Source organism: Streptosporangium sp. NPDC004631 (assembly GCF_053601935.1).
The window spans coordinates 37,206-56,195 of sequence record NZ_JBSGCR010000010.1 but is presented as its reverse complement, the minus strand read 5'-3'; the positions used below and the strand labels follow the sequence as shown (position 1 = coordinate 56,195).

The 18,990-nt window shown below is 69.8% G+C and carries 21 protein-coding genes; 15 read left to right on the top strand and 6 right to left on the bottom strand.

The features are described 5' to 3' along the window. The first annotated feature begins 39 nt into the window (after positions 1 to 39). Both ACWEF2_RS12865 and ACWEF2_RS12860 read left to right on the top strand, forming a co-directional pair. Positions 40 to 423, top strand: coding sequence for a fluoride efflux transporter FluC (locus ACWEF2_RS12865; protein WP_453814715.1), 384 nt, complete (start codon positions 40 to 42; stop codon positions 421 to 423). Beyond that, positions 420 to 779, top strand: coding sequence for a fluoride efflux transporter FluC (locus tag ACWEF2_RS12860; RefSeq protein ID WP_453814713.1), 360 nt, complete (start codon positions 420 to 422; stop codon positions 777 to 779). Before ACWEF2_RS12865 ends, ACWEF2_RS12860 begins: the two co-directional genes overlap by 4 nt. Positions 780 to 795: 16 nt before the next feature. Here ACWEF2_RS12860 and ACWEF2_RS12855 read toward each other — a convergent pair whose 3' ends face one another. Continuing rightward, positions 796 to 2,004: an ammonium transporter gene (locus tag ACWEF2_RS12855; RefSeq protein WP_453814711.1), complete on the bottom strand. Its 1,209-nt coding sequence runs from the start codon at positions 2,002 to 2,004 to the stop codon at positions 796 to 798. A 243-nt stretch (positions 2,005 to 2,247) separates the two neighbouring features. On the opposite strand from ACWEF2_RS12855, the gene ACWEF2_RS12850 reads away from it, so the two are divergent. From ACWEF2_RS12850 to ACWEF2_RS12815, 8 genes are all read left to right on the top strand, one after another. Continuing rightward, entirely contained in the window at positions 2,248 to 3,216 is a 969-nt protein-coding gene (locus tag ACWEF2_RS12850; RefSeq protein WP_453814709.1) for an urea transporter, read from the top strand. Between the two features lie 72 nt (positions 3,217 to 3,288). After that, positions 3,289 to 3,594 carry an urease subunit gamma gene (locus ACWEF2_RS12845; RefSeq protein WP_453814707.1) on the top strand — a complete coding sequence of 102 codons (306 nt, stop codon included), beginning with the start codon at positions 3,289 to 3,291 and terminating at the stop codon, positions 3,592 to 3,594. Positions 3,595 to 3,680: 86 nt separating this feature from the next. Further along, on the top strand, positions 3,681 to 4,364 hold the full coding sequence (locus ACWEF2_RS12840; RefSeq protein ID WP_453814705.1) for a sirohydrochlorin chelatase: 684 nt from the start codon (positions 3,681 to 3,683) through the stop codon (positions 4,362 to 4,364). A gap of 14 nt (positions 4,365 to 4,378) precedes the next feature. Beyond that, positions 4,379 to 4,879 carry an urease subunit beta gene (ureB, locus tag ACWEF2_RS12835; RefSeq protein WP_453814703.1) on the top strand — a complete coding sequence of 167 codons (501 nt, stop codon included), beginning with the start codon at positions 4,379 to 4,381 and terminating at the stop codon, positions 4,877 to 4,879. Positions 4,880 to 4,885: 6 nt separating this feature from the next. Further along, positions 4,886 to 6,610, top strand: a complete 1,725-nt coding sequence (ureC, locus tag ACWEF2_RS12830) for an urease subunit alpha (protein WP_453814701.1) — start codon at positions 4,886 to 4,888, stop codon at positions 6,608 to 6,610. Then, positions 6,607 to 7,296 carry an urease accessory protein UreF gene (locus ACWEF2_RS12825; RefSeq protein ID WP_453814699.1) on the top strand — a complete coding sequence of 230 codons (690 nt, stop codon included), beginning with the start codon at positions 6,607 to 6,609 and terminating at the stop codon, positions 7,294 to 7,296. The genes ureC and ACWEF2_RS12825 overlap by 4 nt, the downstream gene beginning before the upstream one ends. Positions 7,297 to 7,342: 46 nt before the next feature. Next, a complete protein-coding gene (gene ureG, locus ACWEF2_RS12820; protein WP_453814697.1) occupies positions 7,343 to 7,972 on the top strand; it encodes an urease accessory protein UreG in 630 nt (209 codons plus the stop codon). Between the two features lie 14 nt (positions 7,973 to 7,986). Further along, complete coding sequence (locus ACWEF2_RS12815) at positions 7,987 to 8,985, top strand: urease accessory protein UreD (RefSeq protein WP_453814695.1); 999 nt, start codon at positions 7,987 to 7,989, stop codon at positions 8,983 to 8,985. Between the two features lie 2 nt (positions 8,986 to 8,987). Here ACWEF2_RS12815 and mmuM read toward each other — a convergent pair whose 3' ends face one another. From mmuM to ACWEF2_RS12795, 4 genes are all read right to left on the bottom strand, one after another. Then, positions 8,988 to 9,851: a homocysteine S-methyltransferase gene (gene mmuM / locus ACWEF2_RS12810; protein ID WP_453814693.1), complete on the bottom strand. Its 864-nt coding sequence runs from the start codon at positions 9,849 to 9,851 to the stop codon at positions 8,988 to 8,990. A 242-nt stretch (positions 9,852 to 10,093) separates the two neighbouring features. Continuing rightward, positions 10,094 to 11,725, bottom strand: coding sequence for a DUF885 domain-containing protein (locus ACWEF2_RS12805; protein ID WP_453814691.1), 1,632 nt, complete (start codon positions 11,723 to 11,725; stop codon positions 10,094 to 10,096). A gap of 72 nt (positions 11,726 to 11,797) precedes the next feature. Next, positions 11,798 to 14,173, bottom strand: coding sequence for a VIT domain-containing protein (locus tag ACWEF2_RS12800; protein ID WP_453814689.1), 2,376 nt, complete (start codon positions 14,171 to 14,173; stop codon positions 11,798 to 11,800). Further along, a complete protein-coding gene (locus ACWEF2_RS12795; protein WP_453814687.1) occupies positions 14,170 to 14,847 on the bottom strand; it encodes a helix-turn-helix domain-containing protein in 678 nt (225 codons plus the stop codon). The genes ACWEF2_RS12800 and ACWEF2_RS12795 overlap by 4 nt, the downstream gene beginning before the upstream one ends. A gap of 113 nt (positions 14,848 to 14,960) precedes the next feature. Here ACWEF2_RS12795 and dps point away from each other — a divergent pair, with 113 nt between their 5' ends. After that, entirely contained in the window at positions 14,961 to 15,428 is a 468-nt protein-coding gene (gene dps, locus ACWEF2_RS12790) for a DNA starvation/stationary phase protection protein Dps (protein WP_453814685.1), read from the top strand. An 87-nt stretch (positions 15,429 to 15,515) separates the two neighbouring features. Here the strand turns inward: dps and ACWEF2_RS12785 are convergent, their stop codons facing one another. After that, entirely contained in the window at positions 15,516 to 15,734 is a 219-nt protein-coding gene (locus ACWEF2_RS12785; protein WP_453814683.1) for a hypothetical protein, read from the bottom strand. Positions 15,735 to 16,099: 365 nt separating this feature from the next. Between ACWEF2_RS12785 and ACWEF2_RS12780 the strand changes: the two genes are divergently transcribed. From ACWEF2_RS12780 to ACWEF2_RS12765, 4 genes are all read left to right on the top strand, one after another. Next, positions 16,100 to 16,975 carry a helix-turn-helix domain-containing protein gene (locus ACWEF2_RS12780; RefSeq protein ID WP_453814682.1) on the top strand — a complete coding sequence of 292 codons (876 nt, stop codon included), beginning with the start codon at positions 16,100 to 16,102 and terminating at the stop codon, positions 16,973 to 16,975. Beyond that, positions 16,975 to 17,202, top strand: coding sequence for a DUF397 domain-containing protein (locus ACWEF2_RS12775; RefSeq protein ID WP_453814680.1), 228 nt, complete (start codon positions 16,975 to 16,977; stop codon positions 17,200 to 17,202). The genes ACWEF2_RS12780 and ACWEF2_RS12775 overlap by 1 nt, the downstream gene beginning before the upstream one ends. Positions 17,203 to 17,687: 485 nt before the next feature. Then, positions 17,688 to 18,425, top strand: a complete 738-nt coding sequence (locus ACWEF2_RS12770; RefSeq protein WP_453814678.1) for a GntR family transcriptional regulator — start codon at positions 17,688 to 17,690, stop codon at positions 18,423 to 18,425. A gap of 175 nt (positions 18,426 to 18,600) precedes the next feature. Further along, the gene (locus tag ACWEF2_RS12765; protein WP_453814676.1) at positions 18,601 to 18,828 is read left to right on the top strand and encodes a DUF397 domain-containing protein; all 228 of its coding nucleotides are present in this window, start codon (positions 18,601 to 18,603) and stop codon (positions 18,826 to 18,828) included. Positions 18,829 to 18,990 lie beyond the last annotated feature (162 nt).

The following is an 18,990-nucleotide window of genomic DNA, read 5'->3' as shown; positions in this document are numbered from 1 at the left end:
AGGCCGGTGGTCCCCGCCGTCCCGATCTAGCCTGCGGGTATGAAGATCTCTCGAACCGACGTCGCGGCGGTGGCCTGTGGAGGGGCGCTCGGCGCGCTGGCCCGTCACCTGATCCATCTGGCCTTTCCGAACCCGCCACGGGATTTTCAGTGGACGCTGCTGTGGGTCAGTGTGTCCGGCTGTCTGCTGATCGGCGTGCTCACCGTCTGGCTGGAGAGACATCCCGGCCACCCGCTCGTCGGACCGTTCCTGTCCACCGGCTTCCTCGGCGGTTTCACCACCTTCTCCTCCTACGCGGTGAACGTGGAGCAGAGGTTCCACTACGGCCAGCCCGGTGTCGCGGTGGCACACCTGGTGCTCACCCCCGTGCTGGCGATGATCGCCGTGTTCGTCGGGACGGCCTTCGCCAGGAGGGTGATATGACCACCGCCATCCTGGTACTGGTGGGCGGCGCCTTCGGGGCTCCGCTCCGCTACCTTCTCGGCAAGTGGATCCCCACGCACTTTCCGTGGGCCATTTTCATCGCGAACGTGTCGGCCTCGTTCCTGCTCGGCCTGGTGGGGGCGGGGGTGAGCACCGGTTGGCTGCCCGGCTGGGCGCTGGCCCTGGCCGGCACCGGGTTCTGCGGGGCGCTCAGCACCTACAGCACCTTCGCCAACGACACCCTGAAACTGGCCGAGCAGGGCGAGCGCCGCCTCGCGGTGACCAACCTGCTGATCAACGTCGTGTGCGGTCTCGTGGCGGCCTTCGTCGGCGCGGCCCTGGGCAGGGCGTTCTGATCGCCCACCCCGGGCGCTACCCCTGGCCGAACTGCAGGTCCGAGCCGGCGAGCTGCTCGGCCTCGGTCTCCTTCATCCGGAAGAGCCGGTCGACGACCTTGCCGATCACGAAGGTGACCACGAAGCTGTAGACGCCCACCACCACGATGGAGAGCGCCTGCTTGCCGAGCAGCGCGCCGCCGCCGCCGTAGAACAGGCCGGCGGTCTTGAACGCTCCGGTCGAGAACAGCCCGATCAGCAGGGTGCCCACGATGCCGCCCATGCCGTGCACGCCGACCACGTCCAGGGTGTCGTCGTAACCGAGGACGAACTTCCACTCGACGGCGAACGAGCAGAGGACGGCGGCGACGATGCCGATCACCAGGGCGCCCTCGACGTTCACGTAGGCACACGACGGCGTGATGGCCACCAGACCGGCGACGGCTCCGGTGGCCGAACCCAGCTTGCTGAACCTGCGGGCCCGGAGCCACTCCAGGAACATCCAGGCCAGCATGCCCGCGCAGCTCGCGATCATGGTGCTCAGGAACGCCGTGACCGCGGTCGGGCCGTCGTTCAGCGCGGATCCGCCGTTGAAGCCGAACCAGCCGAACCAGAGCAGGGCCAGCCCGAGCATGACCAGCGGGATGTTGCTGGGCTGGGGTGGATCACCCCGCCGGTACCTGACGCCGGGGCCCAGCGCCACGGCCAGCGCGAGGCCGGCCATTCCCGAGTTGAGCTCGACCACCAGGCCGCCGGCGAAGTCGAGGGTGCCCATCCTGTGGATCCAGCCGCCGGTGTCGAAGACCCAGTGCGCGATCGGGAAGTAGACGAGGGTGGCCCAGACCACCGAGAAGATCATCCATGGCCCGACCCGGGTGCGTCCGGCCACCGAGCCGCTGATCAGGGCGACGGTGATGATGGCGAAGGTGAGCTGGAAGAGCGCGTAGGCGTAGGTCGGGACCGCGCCCGTCAGGTCGGTGGCCTTGACGTTGGCGAAGCGGAAGTCGCCGAAGCCGATCAGGCCGAGCCCGCCCGCGTCCGGTCCGAAGACCAGCCCGTAGCCGTAGGCGAACCAGAGAACCGTCACCAGGCTGATCGAGATGAAGCTCATGAAGAGCATGCTGAAAACGTTCTTCGAACGGACCATGCCGCCGTAGAAGAAGGCGAGTCCCGGTGTCATCAGCAGCACCATCGCGGTGCTCACCAGCACCCAGGCGGAATCGCCGGTATTCAATCCGGTAGGCATCGTCGAACCTCACTTAGCGGTGCTTCCGATCTGTCGGTTAATGATCGGAAGTGGGGGGAGTGAAACATCACATTCATGGATTTGGCGGTAATAAAACGGTGCGGGTAAAAGTAGGTGAGAAAACAGGTATTGATCCCATTAAAAGAGTGGTTCTCGGGTAGTTCGCCGCCCGGTGCCGGGAATGAGAGGTCCGGACGGCTCAACGCGGCCCCAGATAAATGAGGAAAACTCGGAGAGGCCGACGTGACATCGACGACTCCGGCGGCAGCCACCCCGCCCACGCGGTGGCTGAGGCCACTCCCCCTGCTCATCTCGGTGGTCCGCGGAGTCGGGCAGGTCGACTTCATGGCCGGCACCTGGACCGGTCTCATCTTCATCGTCGCCCTGTTCGCCGGGGGCTGGCGCTACGGCGTCTACGGTCTGCTGGGGTCGGCGGTGGCCACGCTCACCGCCTACGCCTTCGGTGCCGCGCGCGACCGGATCGAGCTGGGGCTTGAGGGCTTCAGCGGCACCCTCATCGGCGTCGCGTTCGTCCTCTACTTCGGGGTGGGCTGGATGACCACGCTCCTGACCGTGCTGGGGTGCGTCGCCGGCAGCGTGGTCACCTCCGCGCTGGTCACCCTGCTCAAGCCGTTCAACCTGCCGACCTTCACCGCGCCGTTCTGCATCGTCACCAGCGCGATGCTGCTCGCCGCCCCCGCCTTCGAACGCGTCAGGCAGGGCAAGATCGGCCCCGCGCTTCCGTCGGCGGCGACCGGCCGTACGGCGCTCACCTGGAACGACACCTGGCAGGGCATGTTCAACGGGATCGGCCAGATCTTCTTCCAGAACAAGTGGTACGTCGGCCTCATCTTCCTGATCGGCCTGGTGGTGGGCAACTGGATCGCCGCCGTCGCCGCGGTGGTCTCCAGCCTGATCGGGATGGCGACCGCCTGGGTGCTGGGCGCCCCCGCCGCCGACATCGCCGCCGGGCTGTACGGCTACAACTCCGTCCTGGTGGGGATGGCGCTCGCCGGGATCTTCGTCGTGCTGACCCCGGCCGGCGGCGTCTACGCCGCCATCGGGGCGATCACGGCCACCGGCCTGACCGCGGCCCTGACCACCTTCTTCGCCCCGTTCGGCGGCCACACCCTGACGTGGCCGTTCGTCGTGGTGGCCTGGACCTTCCTCGCCGCCGTCCCGGCGCTCTCCTGGCTCAGGCGTGCCGGGTGACCGTGCCGGACGGCTCTGCCGGACGACCCTGTCGGACAGACCAAACGAATCTTCTGAAAAGGGGGACCTTCCATGAATCTCACACCCAGGGAACTGGACAAGCTGCTGATCTACGTTGTGGCGGACCTGGCGGCCAAGCGCAGGTCACGCGGCCTGAAGCTCAACTACAGCGAGACGGTGGCGCTCGTCAGCGCGGCCGTCCTGGAGGCGGCCCGCGAGGGCAAGACGGTCGCCGACTGCATGGAGCTCGGAAAGAAGGTCGTCGGACCGGCCGACGTCATGGACGGCGTCCGGGAGATGCTCCCCCTCATGCAGGTCGAGGCGACCTTCCCGGACGGCTCCAAGCTCGTCTCCTGCCACGACCCCGTCGGCGTCTGAAAGTGCCGGCGCTCGGGTGGGCGGGGGCGCCGACGGTGGGCCGGGAGCCGGTGACGGCGCCGCGGTCGCCGGCGGCAGGTGGGACGGTGCTGGTCGGCGGGCACGAAAGCCGGTACGGCCGCGCGCTCGGCGACCTTCCCGGCGCCACGGTCACGGCCGTCGGCCGGGACCTGTACGCCCTCACCCGGCACCCGGCGGTCGTCGTCCCGATGACGCTCGGGCGGGACACGGGGCTGGCGGCCCAGATCGCGCAGATCCTCCGCTGGAACGGCCGGGGCCGCCGGCCGGGGGAGTTGCTGCTCGCCCCGCCGCTCGGCACGTCGGCCCATCTCGTCGGCTGGCTGCGGGCCGCGGCCGGTCGCGTCGCGGTACCGGCGTCCTCACCGGACGGGCCGTGGGCGGTGCTGGTGACCGCGCCCTCGGCGTCGCCGGAGGAGGACGCCGAACTGTTCCGGGTGGCGCACCTGGTGCGCCGGCACAGCGGGCTCCGCTGGGTCGAGGTCGCGCTGATGGGCGGTGATCCGGACGTCGCCGAGGGCGTGTCCCGATGCCGTCTGCTCGGCGCTCGGCAGGTCGCCGTCGTCCCGGCGTCGTTCGCCGAACCCGACCTGCCCGAGGGCGTGACCTGGGCGGGCCCGTTACTCACCCCGGCCTCGCTGGAGGAACTGGTCAGACGGCGGGTCGCGACGGCCGGGGAGCGCTGGAGAAGGCACGCGGACGACGGTCTCGCCGCCGTGTCCGGCGACCATCACCACCATCACACTCATTGATCGAGGGAGAAGTCATGGTACGCAAGTCCGTGAAGCACGAGACCCTGCCGCGTCATGAACGCTACATATACGGCGAAGGGGATATCGAGCTCAATAAGGGACGGAGAAAGACCAGTCTGACCATTCGCAACACCGGTGACAGGGCCGTCCAGATCTGTTCTCACTACCACTTCTTCGAGGTCAACCGGGCGATCTCCTTCGACCGGGACGCGGCCTTCGGAATGCACCTCGACCTCCCGGCGGGCAACGCCATCCGGATCGAGCCGGGAGACACCCACCAGGTCAACCTCGTCGAGTACGGCGGCGGCCTGCGCGTCTACGGCTTCAGCGGCCTGGTCGACGGCAGCGTCCGCGCCGGCAAGACCCACCGGGTCGCGATGGAGCGGGTGAACGACTTCGGCTTCCTCGACGTGCCCGTGGAGAAGGCCAAGAGCCCCAATGGGGCGGCCAAGAACGGCGCGGCCAAGAAGGCGCCCGCGAGGAAGGCCGCGACGGCCTCCAGGAAGAAAGGCTGACGTCCGATGGTGACCATGAGCCGTAAACAGTACGCCGACATGTTCGGCCCCACCGTCGGAGACCGGGTCAGGCTCGCCGACACCAACCTGGTGATCGAGGTGGAGAAGGACTACAACGCCGGTTTCTACGGGGACGAGTCCGTCTACGGCGGCGGCAAGACCGTCCGTGACGGTATGGGCTCGGCGCCCGGAGCCACCAACTTCAGCGGCGCCCTGGACATGGTGATCACCAACGTCGTGGTCGTCGACCCGATTCTCGGCATCGTCAAGGGGGACATCGGCATCAGGGACGGCATGATCGCCGGCATCGGCAAGTCGGGCAACCCGCACACCGAGAACGGCGTGGACCCGAGGCTGGTCATCGGCCCCGGCACCGAGGTGCTCTCCGGCGAGCACATGATCGCCACCCCGGGCGCCATCGACAGCCACGTCCACCTCATCTCCCCGCAGCAGGTGGAGGCCGCGCTGAGCAACGGGATCACCACGCTGATCGGTGGTGGCGTCGGCCCCTCCGACGGCACCCGGGGCACCACCTGCACGCCTGGGCCGTGGGGGATCGGCCGCATGCTCCAGTCGTTCGAGGGCCTGCCGATCAACATCGGCCTGATGGGCAAGGGCAACGGCAGCCGGCCGGAACCGCTGAGCGAGCAACTCCTGGCCGGGGCGTGCGCGCTGAAGGTCCACGAGGACTGGGGCTCCACCCCCGCCGTGATCGACAACTCGCTGTCGATCGCCGACGAGTACGACATCCAGATCGCCATCCACACCGACACCATGAACGAGAGCGGCTTCCTGGAGGACACGATCAGCGCCATCAACGGGCGCGCGATCCACACCTTCCACACCGAGGGCGCCGGCGGCGGTCACGCCCCCGACCTGCTCAGGGTCGCCGGTGAGCCGAACGTGATGCCCTCCTCCACCAACCCCACGCTGCCCTACACCATCAACTCCATGGACGAACTCCTGGACATGGTGATGGTCTGCCACCACCTCAGCCACGACAACCCCGAGGACGTCGCCTTCGCCGACAGCCGGGTCCGGGCCGAGACCATCTCCGCCGAGAGCGTCATGCACGACATGGGCGTGATCAGCATGATCTCCTCCGACTCGCAGGCGATGGGCCGGGTGGGAGAGTCCTTCACCCGGGCCTTCCAGATCGCCCACCACTGCAAGGACCTGCGGGGCAGGCTGCCGGAGGACTCCGACCGCAACGACAACTTCCGGGTCCTGCGCTATCTGGCCAAGCTGACGATCAACCCGGCCCGCACCACGGGTATCTCCGACGTGGTCGGCTCCCTGGAGGCGGGCAAGCTCGCCGACATCGTGCTCTGGCAGATGCACGGCTTCGGGGCCAAGCCGTACGTGGTGGTCAAGGGCGGCCAGATCAACTGGGTGCAGATGGGCGACCCGAACGCCTCGCTGCCGACACCCCAGCCGGTCTACTACCGGCCCATGTTCGGGGCGTTCGGCAAGGCGCTGCCCGCGACGAACATCACCTTCATGTCGCAGGCCGGCATCGCGGCCGGGGTGCCGGGCAAACTCGGCCTGGAACGGCTGGTCCACCCCGTGCGGGGCTGCCGCACCATCGGCAAGCACGACATGATCCGCAACGACGCGCTTCCGAGGATCACCGTGGATCCGGAGACCTACAAGGTCTCGCTCGACGGCGAGCACGCCTTCATCAAGCCGGCCGCCAAACTGCCACTGACCCAGCTCTACTTCATCGCGTGAACCTCAGTCCGCTGCTCGTCCAGCTCCAGCTGACCGACTCGGCCTTTCCGAGCGGTCTGTACACCCTGTCACACGGCCTGGAGGGCTACGTCCAGTCCGGCACGGTGGGACCGGACGACCTCCCGGTCCTGCTGGCCGACCTGCTCCGCCACTCCGTGGGGCCCGGCGACGCCACCGCCCTGGTGCTCGCGCACCGGGCGGTGACCGAGGGTGACTGGAACCGGCTGGCGGAGGCCGACCGGCGGCTGCACGCGATCAAGCTCAACCGCGAGCTGCGGGCGGCCGCCACCCGGACCGGCCGCCAGCTCCTGGACACCGCGGGCCGGGTCTTCGGCGGGCCGGTGGCCGGGAAACTGGCGGCGCTGGTCCGGGAGGGGGACATGCCGGGTAACCACGCGGTCGTGGCCGGGGCGCTGCACGCCGGTCTCGGGGTGTCGGAGAGGCACGCGGTGGCCGGGGACCTGTTCGCCTTCTGCGCCGGCTGGACCGCCGCCGCCGTACGCCTGGGCAGGGTGGACTTCCGCCGGGCCCAGGCCATGCTGTACGGCGCGCACCCGGAGATCGTGCGTGCCGCGGCGACCGCCCTGGCGGCCCGGGGCCCGTACGACATCCACGGCTCGGTGCCCCTGGCCGACACCTTCTCCGCCGCGCACGAGCGGGCACCGGCCCGACTGTTCACCACCTGACCCCGTCACCGTCACCGGAAACCGCATCGAGAGGATCCCCATGGAGATGGAGAACGTACTGAAGGTAGGCATCGGCGGCCCGGTGGGCTCCGGCAAGACGGCGCTGATCGAGGCCATGGTGCCGCTGCTGATCCAGCGCGGGCACAGCCCGGGCGTCATCACCAACGACATCTACACCCAGGAGGACGCCCAGCACGCCCGCCGCTCGCTGGCCGGCGTCCTCGACCCGCGGCGGATCGTCGGCGTCGAGACCGGGGCCTGCCCGCACACCGCGGTCCGCGACGACCCCACGATGAACCTCGCCGCCGGGGCCGAGATGCTCGAACGCTTCCCCGACATCGACATCCTGCTGTTCGAGAGCGGCGGGGACAACCTGACCCTCACCTTCAGCCCGGCCCTGGCCGACCTGTACATCTTCGTCCTGGACACCGCCGAGGGCGAGAAGATGCCGCGCAAGCGCGGCCCGGGGATCACCGACTCGGACCTGCTCGTGATCAACAAGATCGACATCGCCCCGTACGTCCGCACGGACCTGTCGGTGATGGAGCGCGACGCCCACCACGTGCGCGGAGACAGGCCGGTCATCCTCACCGACTGCCTGACCGGTGTGGGGGTGGCCGAGGTCGTCGACTTCATCGAGGCGCGTGAGGCGGTGGCGTGCTCCTCGGCGCGGTAGGGAGGCCGGAGGCGATGCGCAAGCCGGTGCCCAAGCCGACGCGTGAGCCGGTGCGTGAGCCTGTTCACGAGGCCCCCGTGAACAGGCTGGCCCCCGAGCACTACACGATCGCCGATATCCCGCAGGTCGTCTTCCGCTACGCGGGGGTCCCCGACACGCTGCCGGTGGGCAGCCCCGGCAAGGTGGGGGTGATGGAGCTGGAGTTCGCCAGGACCGACCGGCGGACCGAGTTGACCGGCCACTACCAGAAGACGCCGCTGCAGATCATGAGGCCGCTCTACTTCGACGAGCGGCGGCCGGAGATGGCCTACGTCATGCTGATGTCCGCGGGCGGCGGGATCCTCCAGGGAGACCGCTACCGCATGGACTTCACCTGTGGTGCCGGGACCGAGGTGAACCTGACCACGCAGGCCGCCACGAAGATCTACAAGATGGAGCAGGACTACGCCACCCAGATCGTCAACATCACGGCGGGGCCGGACAGCCACGTGGAGTATCTCCCGCACGCGTCGATCCCGTTCGCCCGCTCGCGCTTCTACCAGCGTCTCAGGCTGGTGGCCGACCCGTCGGCCACGGTGGTACTGGGCGAGAGCATGCTCGTCGGCCGCCTCGCCCGCGGCGAACGCAACGACTACGACGTGTTCTACAGCGACATGGAGGTGTGCCGCCCGGACGGGGAACTCGTCTTCGCCGACACCGTACGGCTGGCGCCGTCCGAGGACGGTGTGACGGGTCCCGCGGTCCTCGGCGACTTCGGGGTGATGGCCTCGCTGTTCGTGATGACCGGCAAGGCGCCCGCCTCCGTGGTGGCCGACACCCTGCACGAGGCGCTGGCCCCCCTGATCTCGGCGGGCCTGCGCGCCGGGGTCAGCGTGCTCCCGCGGGACTGCGGCGCCTGGGTCCGCGTCCTGGGAGAGGAGTCGCCGGAGGTGGAGGCCGCGCTCCGCGGCGCATGGGAGGCCGCCCGCCTCCTCCTCATCGGCATCCCCGTCCCCACCCGCCGCCGCCCCTGAGGTCAGGCCGCGTTCAGGTGCTCGCGGATCTGCCGGATGTGCTCGGGGGTGGTACGGCAGCAGCCGCCGACGAAGGCGGCACCCGCCTCCCGCCACCCGGCCGCGGCCGCGCCGAACTCGACCGGGTCCGCCAGACCGAGCCAGCGGCGATTCTGGGCGTCCCAGGTCTCTCCGGAGTTGGGATAGACCATCACGGGCTTGCTCCGGAGCCGGCCGATGAGGCTGGGGATGTGGCGGGGAGCGGTGCAGTTGACGCCGACCGCGATCACCTGCGGATCGTCGGCGAACAGTTCTGCGGCCTCGGTGAGCGGGGTGCCGTCGTTGATGTGCTCGCCGTCCCGGCAGGAGAAGCTCACCCAGGCCCGCATGCCGGGTGTCTCGGCCAGCAGCCGCTTCAGCGCCCTGGCCTCGGGGTAGGACGGGATGGTCTCGCAGGCCAGCAGGTCGGCCCCGCTGCCGGCCAGGATGTGCCAGCGGTCCCGGTGCCAGTCGGTCAGGCCGTCCTCGTCCAGGTCGTAGTCGCCGGTGTACTCGGCGCCGTTGGCCAGGTAGGCCCCGTAGGGGCCGATGCCGGCGGCCACCGTGCCCGTGCCGTACGACTCCCTGGCCTCGGTGGCCAGGCGCACCGACAGCAGGATCAGTTTCTCGGCCTCGCCGGCGGTCAGCCCCCGGCGCACGAAGGCCGGGACGCTCGCCTGGTAACTGGCCGTGGTCGCCACCTCGGCCCCCGCGGTGAAATAGTCGAGATGAGCCTGACGGATCACCGAGGGGTTCTCCATCAGGAGTTTCGCCGACCACAGCTCGTCGCGCAGGTCCGCGCCAAGCGCCTCCAGATGTGTGGCCAGCCCGCCGTCCAAAATCACCATTCAGCCACTTTATGTGGACATCGAGGGATTTGTATCCGGCTCTCCCGGTAGGAAGGCGCCCCGGCCCCCGGGGCGGACCGCCCGCGAGACTCGGTGGCGCGGACCGGGCACGGGGACCGGGAGAACGGGAAGGGGCGATGGGGAGACCCCGGGGACCGGCGAACCGGAGACCCCGGAGGGCTGGAGAACCGGAAGGACCGAGGGGCCGGGTCGGGGGCCGGAGAGCCGGGATCGGGCCGGGGTCAGGCGATTCGGCGTAGGGCCTCGGCCAGACCGGCCAGGCCGACCGGGCCGATCTCCAGGGCGGAGGTGTGCCAGCGGCGCAGGTCGAAGTCCGCGCCCAGGCGCTGCCTGGCCTCCTTTCTGGCGGCCAGCCAGGCGCGCTCGCCGAGCTTGTAGGAGATCGCCTGGGCGGGCCAGCCGAAGTAGCGGACCACCTCGGAGTGGATCCGGTGCGGCTCGCACCGGCCCCGGTCGCGCAGCACCTCGCACGCCTTCTCGAAGGTCCACCGCGAACCGTCGGGGAGCGGCAGGTCCAGATGGACGCCGATGTCGACGACCACCCTGGTGGCCCGCAGCGCCGATCCACCGAGCATGCCCAGCCGGGTGCCCGGCTCGGTGAACCAGCCCAGCTCGTCGGCCAGCCGTTCGGCGTACAGTGCCCAGCCCTCGCCGTGCCCGCTCACCCAGGAGTTCTTGCCGAATCGCGACAGGCCGTTCCCGGCCAGCCGGGTCGCGCCGAACTGGAGGTGGTGGCCGGGGACACCCTCGTGGAAGACCGTGGTCAGCTCGGGCCAGGTCTCGAACCGGTCCCGCCCGCCGCCCACCGGCCACCAGGTACGGCCCGGCCGGGACATGTCCTCGCTCGGCGAGGTGTAGTAGGCCGAGCCCGAGGTCGAGCCGAGGGCCAGGGTGACGTCCACCCGGCGCAGCGGCTCGGGGATGTCGAAGTGGGTGCCGTGGAGCTGCTCGACCGCCCAGTCGTGGCGCTCCTGCAGCCAGTGCCGGTAGGCGTCCAGCCCCTCGACGTAGCAGGTCTCGTTGAGGATCGCCGTCGCCTCGTCCACCGAGGCGCCCGGCCGCACCCGATCCGCCTCGGCGGCCAGTTCCGCCTCGATGCGGCCCAGTTCGGCCCAGCCCCACTCGTAGGCGTCCAGCAGATCGATGTCGTCGCCCAGACTCAGCCGGGCGGCCACCGCGTAGCGTTCGGCGCCCACCGCGTCGCGCTCGGCCGCCCGGGGGGCGTAGTCCTCGCGCAGGTAACGGGCGACCTCGGCGTAGGCGGCGTGCGCCGCCGCCGCGCCCCCGGCCAGCTCGCCCAGGACCGGGCCGTCGCCGTAGCCCGTCACCAGGGCCTCGTGTGTGCCGCCGCCGGCCAGGAGGTCGGCCTGGACCGCCGACTCCAGCGCCTGGCGGCGGGCCGCCCGCGTCCCCTGGGCCAGGCCGGTCTCCAGGCTGCTCCGCCAGCCGTCCAGCATCAGCGGGATGGCGGCGAGCCGGGCCGCCACATCGCGCCACTGGTCGTCGGTGCCGCGCGGCAGCAGGTCCACGCTGTCGCGCAGATCGGTGATCAGACCGAACGGCGCCTGCACCGCGCAGAGCGGTTCGCCGATCTCGTGTGAGGCCGACTCGGCCTCCAGGCGCTCGCGCAGGTGCGCCGCGGCCTGCACGTCCGCCTCGCACCGGGGTTGGAGGGAGACGAGCCGTCTCAGCGTCTCGCCGATCAGGGCGGCACGGGCGGCGTGGCCCTCCGGGCTGTAGTCGCTGGCGGCGGCGAACTCGACGGCGATGCCGGCCGCTCCGGCGGCGACCGGGTCGAGCGCCGCCGAGCGGGAGACGTATTCATCACAAAGAGCAAAAATCGGGCTGGTCACGCCGGAACTTTAACCCACTCGACCTGACATTCACTCCCTATATGACTTTTCCTTGACATCTATCGTCAGAATCTATCGTTTCCAGAACGGGCGCCGCTTACCGGCCCGGCTCAGGGACTCCAGCACCTCGACGGCCCTGCGCCACAGGGCGTCCACATCCCCGCCCACCCGCAGCTCCGCGGCCAGGAGCGCCAGCTCCGGATGGCCGCCGAGGTGGACGGCCAGCGCCGCGAGCCTGCTGCCCAGATCGTCGAGATAGCGCAGCCGGTCGGCGGCGGACAGGGACTCGGCGGCGCGCAGCCGCCGCAGCTCCTCGCCGATCTCGGCCGAGGGCACCGCTCGGGGCACCCCCGGTGCCACCGGCTCGCCACCGGGCGCCATCGGCGCGGGACGGGGCGCCATCGGGCCGCGCGGGGCGAAGGAACCGCCGCCCGCCCCCCTCGGCGCGCCACCCAGCGCGCCGCCCAGCGCGGTGGCCGCGAAGGGCGGCCCCGAGGGGGGAGGCCCTCCGGGAGCGCCCCTCGGCGCCGCCTGCGGCGAGGCCATCGAGGCGAACATCATCGGCGCCGCCGTGACGGCCGGGCTCTCCCAGCCGCTGGGTATCTCCACCGGCTGGATCACCCGGTGCCCGGGGCCGCCCTCCGCGGCCACCGCGCTGTCGACCGCGACGAACGCGGTGAACCGGCAGAGCACGCCGTACCCGAGCGAGACCCCGATGATCTCCGCCTCCAGCGAGTGGTCGCCCGCGGTGTAGCGGTCCTCCAGGGCACGCAACCGGGCGCGCGCCCAGATCGCCCGCACCGCCGGGTTGTCCACCCGCGCTCCGGTGACCCGCCGCCCCCACGGCCCCCCGGCGGAGTCCAGCCCGTGTACGGCCAGCACCCCCTGACCGGCTCCCCGATATCTCCCCTGGACGGTGAGCGGGACGCCCGGATAGATCGAGCCGAGCGGGCCGACCGTCCCGGGGATCACGTCGAGCCCGTCCCCCTTGACGGACAGGCCGGTCACCAGGGGGGCGCCGATCCTGCGGTGGATGTGCTCCATCGCCTCGTCCAGCCGGTCCTCGGACTCCACCAGCTCGCACCGGCCCGCGCCGAAGGCGGCCAGCCTGCCCAGGAACCCGGCGTTGACCGCCCGGTCGATGCCGACCGTGTGCACCCGCACCCCGGCCAGCCGGGCGCCGAGCCGGTCCAGGATCTGGTCCTCGTTGCCGACCTGCCCGTCGGTGACGAGCACCAGGACGCGGTCCCTGACGGAGCCGCCGGAGCCACCGGAGCCTCTGCCGCCGTCGGGGCCGCCGAGCAGCGTGGCAGCCCTCTCCAGCGGGTTCAGCATCTCGGTGCCGCCCCGCGCGTCCAGCCGGGCCAGGTGCTCCACCGCCCGGTAACGGTTGCGGTCGGACGCCTCCGACAGGCCCTCGCCGAGCCCCTCGGGATATTCCACCACGCCGTCGAAGGAGAGCACGGCGAACCGGTCGCCGCCGGTCAGCGTGTCCACGATGCGGGCCGCCGCGCGCCGGGCGGCGACCATCTTCCAGCCGCTCATGCTGCCCGAGCGGTCCAGTACGAGCACCACGTCCTTGGGGTGGGCCGTGGGGGCCGCCGCGTCGGGGACGACGGTGAGCGTGAACGTGCCCTCGTCCCCGTCGGGGGCCAGCGCCAGCGAGGTGGAGGCGTCGAAGGAGAGCCACAGGATGAAGTCGCGGTCCAGGCGCTCACCCGGCCGGAGGCGGACCGTGTCACCCTCCTCCCGAACCACGTGCAGGCTGGAGCGGACCTCGCGCAGCTCCAGGCCCGCGGGGTCGACCGAGACGGCCAGCGACAGCCGCACCGGGTTGGGGAAGCCGGGCAGCAGCACCGGGGGCGTGATCCTGGAGGCGTCCGGCACCGCGTCGGTGTCCAGGGCCCAGCCGGCGCCGACCTGGCCGCCGTCGAGCGGGGTGCCGGGGATGTAGCGGGGGGCGACGACCAGCGGGAAGCGGAAGGTCGCCGCGCCGTCCTCGTAGGGGAGCGGCTGGTTGAGCGAGAGGTGTACGGTGACCCGCTCGCCCGGCACGATGTTGCCGACCCTGATGGTGAAGACGTCCGGCCGCTCCTCCTCGGCGATCGCGGCCCGTCTGCCCTCGGCGATCGCCCGGTCGTAGTCGGCCCTGGCCTGGCCCCGCTCCTTGAGGATCCCCTCGATGACCCGCCCGTCCGCCTCCATCCTGAAGGCGGTCACCGCCGCCCGGTCGGGCAGCGGGAAGACGTAGGTCGCCTCAAGCGCCACGTCGTGCGGGTTGCGGAAGCCCTGGACCACCTCGACCCCGGCGATCAGCCCGGACACGGCGGCGGTCACGTCCACGCTCTCCAGCGGCAGGTTGCCCCGCTCGGTGACGAGTGTCCCCAGCCCGGCGCCCGGGACCGGCTCGCACTCCTCCGGGCGTAGCGTTGTGATCTCGGTGATCATGATCGATTCCCTTCCTGGGGGGCGAGGTCGTGTTCGCGGAGGACCGACAGGAGCGCCTCGGACGCGGCGCCGATCTCGGCGAGCTGGGCGGACGAGGGGAGACGGCCGCCGTCGAGCAGCAGCGTCACGCCGGCCGCCAGCCGTACACCGTGAACGACCACCGCGCCGGATCCGCCCCGGCCGCCGGGGGCGGCCGGTTGTGACGCCACCGCTCCGGGGAGGGCGGGGGTGGTGGTGAGGCCGGTCTCCGCCACGGTGAGCGGGTCGGCCCAGAAGCGAGGGCGTGCGGCCCGGGGCGCGGCTCTTCTCGGTCCTCCGCCTCCCTCTGCCGCGGTGCTCCTTTCGGGCACCCCGGCCCCCTTGGGCGGGAGCTCCTGGAGATCGGCGATCGACTCCAGGAGCCGATCGGTCGCTCCGGCCAGCTCGGCCTGGATCTCGGCGATGGTCCGGCCCTCGGCCTGGCGGCGTTTGACGGCGATCAGCTGGAGCAGGTGGCGCCTGCCGTACACGGCGACGCGGCCCCGGCGGGCCGACGGCGGGTCGAGCAGGCCGATCGTGGCATACCACCGGATGAGGCGCTCGTTGGGCGCGTCCCTGACCCGCCCGTTGAGCTGGGCGGTGGGGCTCAACGCCGCGGAGGCCCGCTCCGCCAGTTCACCGATGGTCCATTCCATGCCTCGATAGTGACACTGTCATTATGACACTGTCAACATAAGATGAGTGGAGCTGGGTAGGGAGATTTCACGACAAATAGGAAACTAGACCTTAAATAGGGGGAGGACGCCTTATGTCCGCGATCACCAGTCCGCTCAAGCCCGAGGACAAGAAGGTCGTCGTCGCGGTGCTCCAGGCCACGCTCGTCGACCTCATCGACCTTTCGCTGCTGGGCAAGCAGGCCCACTGGAACGTGATCGGCCAGAACTTCCGCTCACTCCACCTGCAGCTCGACAAGATCGTCGCGAAGGTCAGGGAACACGCCGACACCGTCGCCGAGCGCGCGGTGGCCCTCGGCGGCAATCCCGACGGCCGGGCGTCCACGATCGCCAACGCGAGTGAAGTGCCGCAGTTGGAGCCGGGTTACATCAACGACGGGAAGGTCGTCGCCGCGATGACGGACATCCTCGGATCCATCATCCGCCGGATGCGCGAGCGCGTCGCCGCCACCGAGAAGCCCGACCCGGTGACCCAGGACATCCTCATCCAGATCACCCAGGACCTGGAGAAGCACCACTGGATGATCGAAGCCCAGCGCTAGACCGTCCCGCCACACACCTCAGGCGCCCCGGCCCACCAGACCCGGGGCGCCTTCCCTGTTTTTGACGATTTTGTGTGCTCCGGCCGGTTACGCCTCCTCCTCTCCGAGCCAGACAAGGTCGGAGTGGAGCCGTGACGCGGCGCTGTAGGGGCTCCTCCACCGGCCGAAGCCGTGGCCGATCAGGCCCACGGTCGCCGCGGTGCCGTCCGGCAGCGCCAGCCCGTAGGCCACCACCTCCGTAACGACCTCCTCGCCTCCCTCGCCCGTCTCGTCGTCCTCGTCGAACTCCTGAACCAGCGCGAACACCCGCGGTGATCCGCCGGTCAATGCCCTCCCGCCCCTGTGCGCGCATTTCGGATCCGTGTTCTGGGGGCAATGCCCGTTGTAGATCGGATCACGGGGGATGGGGGGCTGGCCGGGGCCGATGTGGTGCTGCATGTCGAGTGCTCCCTTCCGGTGCCGAACCCTGAGCGGAGATCTGCTGGACGGCCCTGCCCTGCCCTGATTTCGCTGTGTTTTCGGGAGGATGCCGAGCGTGACCGTCGATGCTTTGGTAGCGTGACATTGAATTTACTGGTGCGCAAGCTTGCTGAATAAGCTCATTGCATTTGTCCCGATTTTTCCAATATTGAATCGGCGAAGCAGGCGGCGCGAGCCCGAAGGAGACGGCGATGGGCGCGAGGCGAGGACCGACGCTGCGGGCGCAGTGGCTCGGCAAACACCTGAAGGAGTTCCGTGAGTCGGCCAAGCTGACGCTCAAGCAGGCGGGCGACTACCTGCAGCGCGACGCCGCCACCATCAGCAGACTGGAGTCCGGCGTCATCCCGGCGAGAGTGTCCGACGTGCTGGCACTGCTCAACCTGTACGACGTCGGTGACCAGAAGGTCCGCGACGGGCTGGAGCAGCTCAGCCGCGACATCTGGCGGAAGGGCTGGTGGGACGGCTATGCCGCCGAGTCTCTTGGCGGGATGTTCGACCACGCCTGGCTCGAAACCCGCACGGAGGGGATCCGCTGCTATGCGGCGATGGTCATCCCCGGGCTCCTCCAGACCCGGGACTACGCTTTGGCGGTCATCACGGCGGGCGGCATGGACGCTCCCAGCGAGCAGATCGAGCGCTGGGTGGAGTTCCGGATGGACCGGCAGCGCGTGCTCAACGCAGAATCGGCTCCCAGCCTGGAGGTCGTCCTCGACGAGGCCGTGCTGCACCGTGTGATCGGCGGCCCGAAGGTGATGCGCGCCCAGTTGGAGCACCTGTCCGAGGTCATGATGAGAGCGAACGTGACTGTCCGGGTTCTGCCGTTCGCCGCCGGGGCGCACGCCAGTCTGGAGGGTTCTTTCACGATCTTCGACATGCCGGAGCCTTACTCCGACGCGACCTATGTGGAGACCAGGGGAGGCGCCGTCTATACCGAGGCGGAGGGCGCCGAAATCTTCGCGCGAGCGTACGCTTCCATCCGAAGCGCCGCACTTATTCCGGATGAGTCTGCGGCCGTCATCCGAGCCGCGGTCGGTCGTATCAAACGAGCGAGAGGGAGGAGCGCGTGATGGTCACCCCCGAAGAGCCGGTGGGCGTTGCCTGGCACATCAGCACCAGGAGCGCGGACAGTAATGGGCAGTGTGTCGAGGCGGGGCCGTTGGCCGATGGCAGTGGGCGGGTCGCCGTACGGCACAGCCGTCGGCCCGACGCGGAGGTGATCGTCTACACCCGGGCCGAGTGGGAGGCGTTCGTCGGCGGCGTCAAGGACGGCGAGTTCGACTTCCCCGCCAAGTGACCACCCCCATCTTTGATCGTCTGTGTCCGGTGGGGTCTTTCTCACGCGAGGTCCATGGTCCTGTTCTGTGGAGTTTCGTGGGTTGAGGGCGGTGTGGGGGTGGCCCCGGTCCGGAGCAAGTCGCCACATCTTGTTGAACCTGGCCACTGGCCGATCGGGCCGGTGTCCGTCAACCGGTTTGAGTGCTGGAACGTGGTGCGTGGTCGGCGTGGAGGGAAGTGCGAGGGGCGTAGTCCTTCGCACTCGGAGGTCGAAGGGGGACAGTAGTCCCCTGGGAAATGCCGCCCGAGCATGAACCGCGCGCAGCGCGCCGACCGCGAGGACTGTGACTTACGGCCAGACGCCCCCACTTCGGCGCGGTCCAAGAGACAGCCTTTAGAGGCCGAGTTCCTCCCTGTTCTTTGGTCCGTCGCGGTTCTATGGTGTTCTAGAGCAGGTGTGAAGCCAAAGTCTGATCTAGAGTGTACTAGAACGGAGGTTGCGTGATGGCTGAGGGCGCGCGGGCGATGGCTCCGTACAAGCGGATCGCTGCGCAGATCAAGGACAGGATCGATCGTGGAGAGATCCGGCCGGGCGATCGCGTCCCGTCCGTACGAGAGATCATGCGCGACGAGGGAGTGTCCACCGCGACCGCCACCCGAGTCGCGGCGGTGCTGAGGGCGGAAGGGTATGCGGAGTCGGTCCCGGGGATCGGAACGCTCGCCATGCTCCCGAAGAAACTCACGACGGGTCCTGATCGCCTTCAAATGCTTCGAGCAACCGGGAGCGGCTACCGTCCAGGCGAGCGGACCGAGATCGTGAGCGCCGAACTCGTTTCGGCCTCCGAGGAAGTCGCGGATGCGCTGGGGATCGAAGAGGGCGCCTCCGTTGTCCGGCGTCGCCGCACGTACTACGACGACAGGGGCGTCGTCGCGCTGTCCACGTCGTGGCTTCCTGGTGAACTGGCCGAGGCTGCGCCCGAATTGCTGATCGTGGAGCCGCTTCCCATGATGACTTTCGGTCTGGTCGAAGACAGGACCGGCCGGCGAGCCGTACGGCGACGTGACACCGTCGCCATCAGGCCGGTTCCCGAGGACGTTTCCTCAGTGCTCGGCGTGGAGAGCGGACTGCCGGTGCTCACCATGACCAACCACTATTGGGACCAGCACGGTGAGGTGACCGAGTACGCGGTGGACTTTCTCGGTTCCGGTCGTGAACTCTCGGCCGACTACGCCCTGGAGTAGATCCCCCGCCGCGACTGCGCCCGGAGTTTTCCGCTGGGCCCTCGCGGCGGGCTGCCGAGGGCTCTGCGTGAGCGGTTACTTCCATCTGAAACGCCGTGTTCACCCCCGATGAGTCCGCGGACGTCATTCGGGCCGCGATCGGTCGTATCAAACGAGCAAGAGGGAGGAGCGCGTGATGGTCACCCCCGAAGAGCTGGTGGGCGTTGCCTGGCACATCAGCATCAGGAGTGCCAATGGTGGTGGGCAGTGTGTCGAGGCGGGGCCGTTGGCCGATGGCAGTGGGCGGGTCGCCGTACGGCACAGCCGTCGGCCCGACGCGGAGGTGATCGTCTATACCCGGGCCGAGTGGGAGGCGTTCGTCGGCGGCGTCAAGGACGGCGAGTTCGACTTCCCCGCCACGTGACCACCCCCGTCGGCAAGCCGGTTCTGAGGACGTCGCCTCAGTGCTCGGTGTAGAAAGTGGGCTACCGGCACTCACTGTGATCGGCCACTATCGGGGTGTCAGTACGGCGAGGTGACCGGTTGTGCCGTGGACCGCTTCGGAGAGGCGCCGGCGAATTCCGAA

Coding starts and splice junctions, on each gene's coding strand:
- ACWEF2_RS12860 (WP_453814713.1), top strand. CDS start 420: ATGACCACCGCCATCCTGGTACTGGTGGGCGGCGCCTTCGGGGCTCCG.
- ureC (WP_453814701.1), top strand. CDS start 4,886: ATGGTGACCATGAGCCGTAAACAGTACGCCGACATGTTCGGCCCCACC.
- ACWEF2_RS12775 (WP_453814680.1), top strand. CDS start 16,975: ATGGTCACCCCCGAAGAGCCGGTGGGCGTTGCCTGGCACATCAGCACC.
- ACWEF2_RS12765 (WP_453814676.1), top strand. CDS start 18,601: ATGGTCACCCCCGAAGAGCTGGTGGGCGTTGCCTGGCACATCAGCATC.
- ACWEF2_RS12865 (WP_453814715.1), top strand. CDS start 40: ATGAAGATCTCTCGAACCGACGTCGCGGCGGTGGCCTGTGGAGGGGCG.
- ureB (WP_453814703.1), top strand. CDS start 4,379: ATGGTACGCAAGTCCGTGAAGCACGAGACCCTGCCGCGTCATGAACGC.
- ACWEF2_RS12770 (WP_453814678.1), top strand. CDS start 17,688: ATGGCTGAGGGCGCGCGGGCGATGGCTCCGTACAAGCGGATCGCTGCG.
- ACWEF2_RS12855 (WP_453814711.1), bottom strand. CDS start 2,004: ATGCCTACCGGATTGAATACCGGCGATTCCGCCTGGGTGCTGGTGAGC.
- ACWEF2_RS12780 (WP_453814682.1), top strand. CDS start 16,100: ATGGGCGCGAGGCGAGGACCGACGCTGCGGGCGCAGTGGCTCGGCAAA.
- mmuM (WP_453814693.1), bottom strand. CDS start 9,851: ATGGTGATTTTGGACGGCGGGCTGGCCACACATCTGGAGGCGCTTGGC.
- dps (WP_453814685.1), top strand. CDS start 14,961: ATGTCCGCGATCACCAGTCCGCTCAAGCCCGAGGACAAGAAGGTCGTC.
- ACWEF2_RS12815 (WP_453814695.1), top strand. CDS start 7,987: ATGCGCAAGCCGGTGCCCAAGCCGACGCGTGAGCCGGTGCGTGAGCCT.
- ureG (WP_453814697.1), top strand. CDS start 7,343: ATGGAGAACGTACTGAAGGTAGGCATCGGCGGCCCGGTGGGCTCCGGC.
- ACWEF2_RS12795 (WP_453814687.1), bottom strand. CDS start 14,847: ATGGAATGGACCATCGGTGAACTGGCGGAGCGGGCCTCCGCGGCGTTG.
- ACWEF2_RS12800 (WP_453814689.1), bottom strand. CDS start 14,173: ATGATCACCGAGATCACAACGCTACGCCCGGAGGAGTGCGAGCCGGTC.
- ACWEF2_RS12845 (WP_453814707.1), top strand. CDS start 3,289: ATGAATCTCACACCCAGGGAACTGGACAAGCTGCTGATCTACGTTGTG.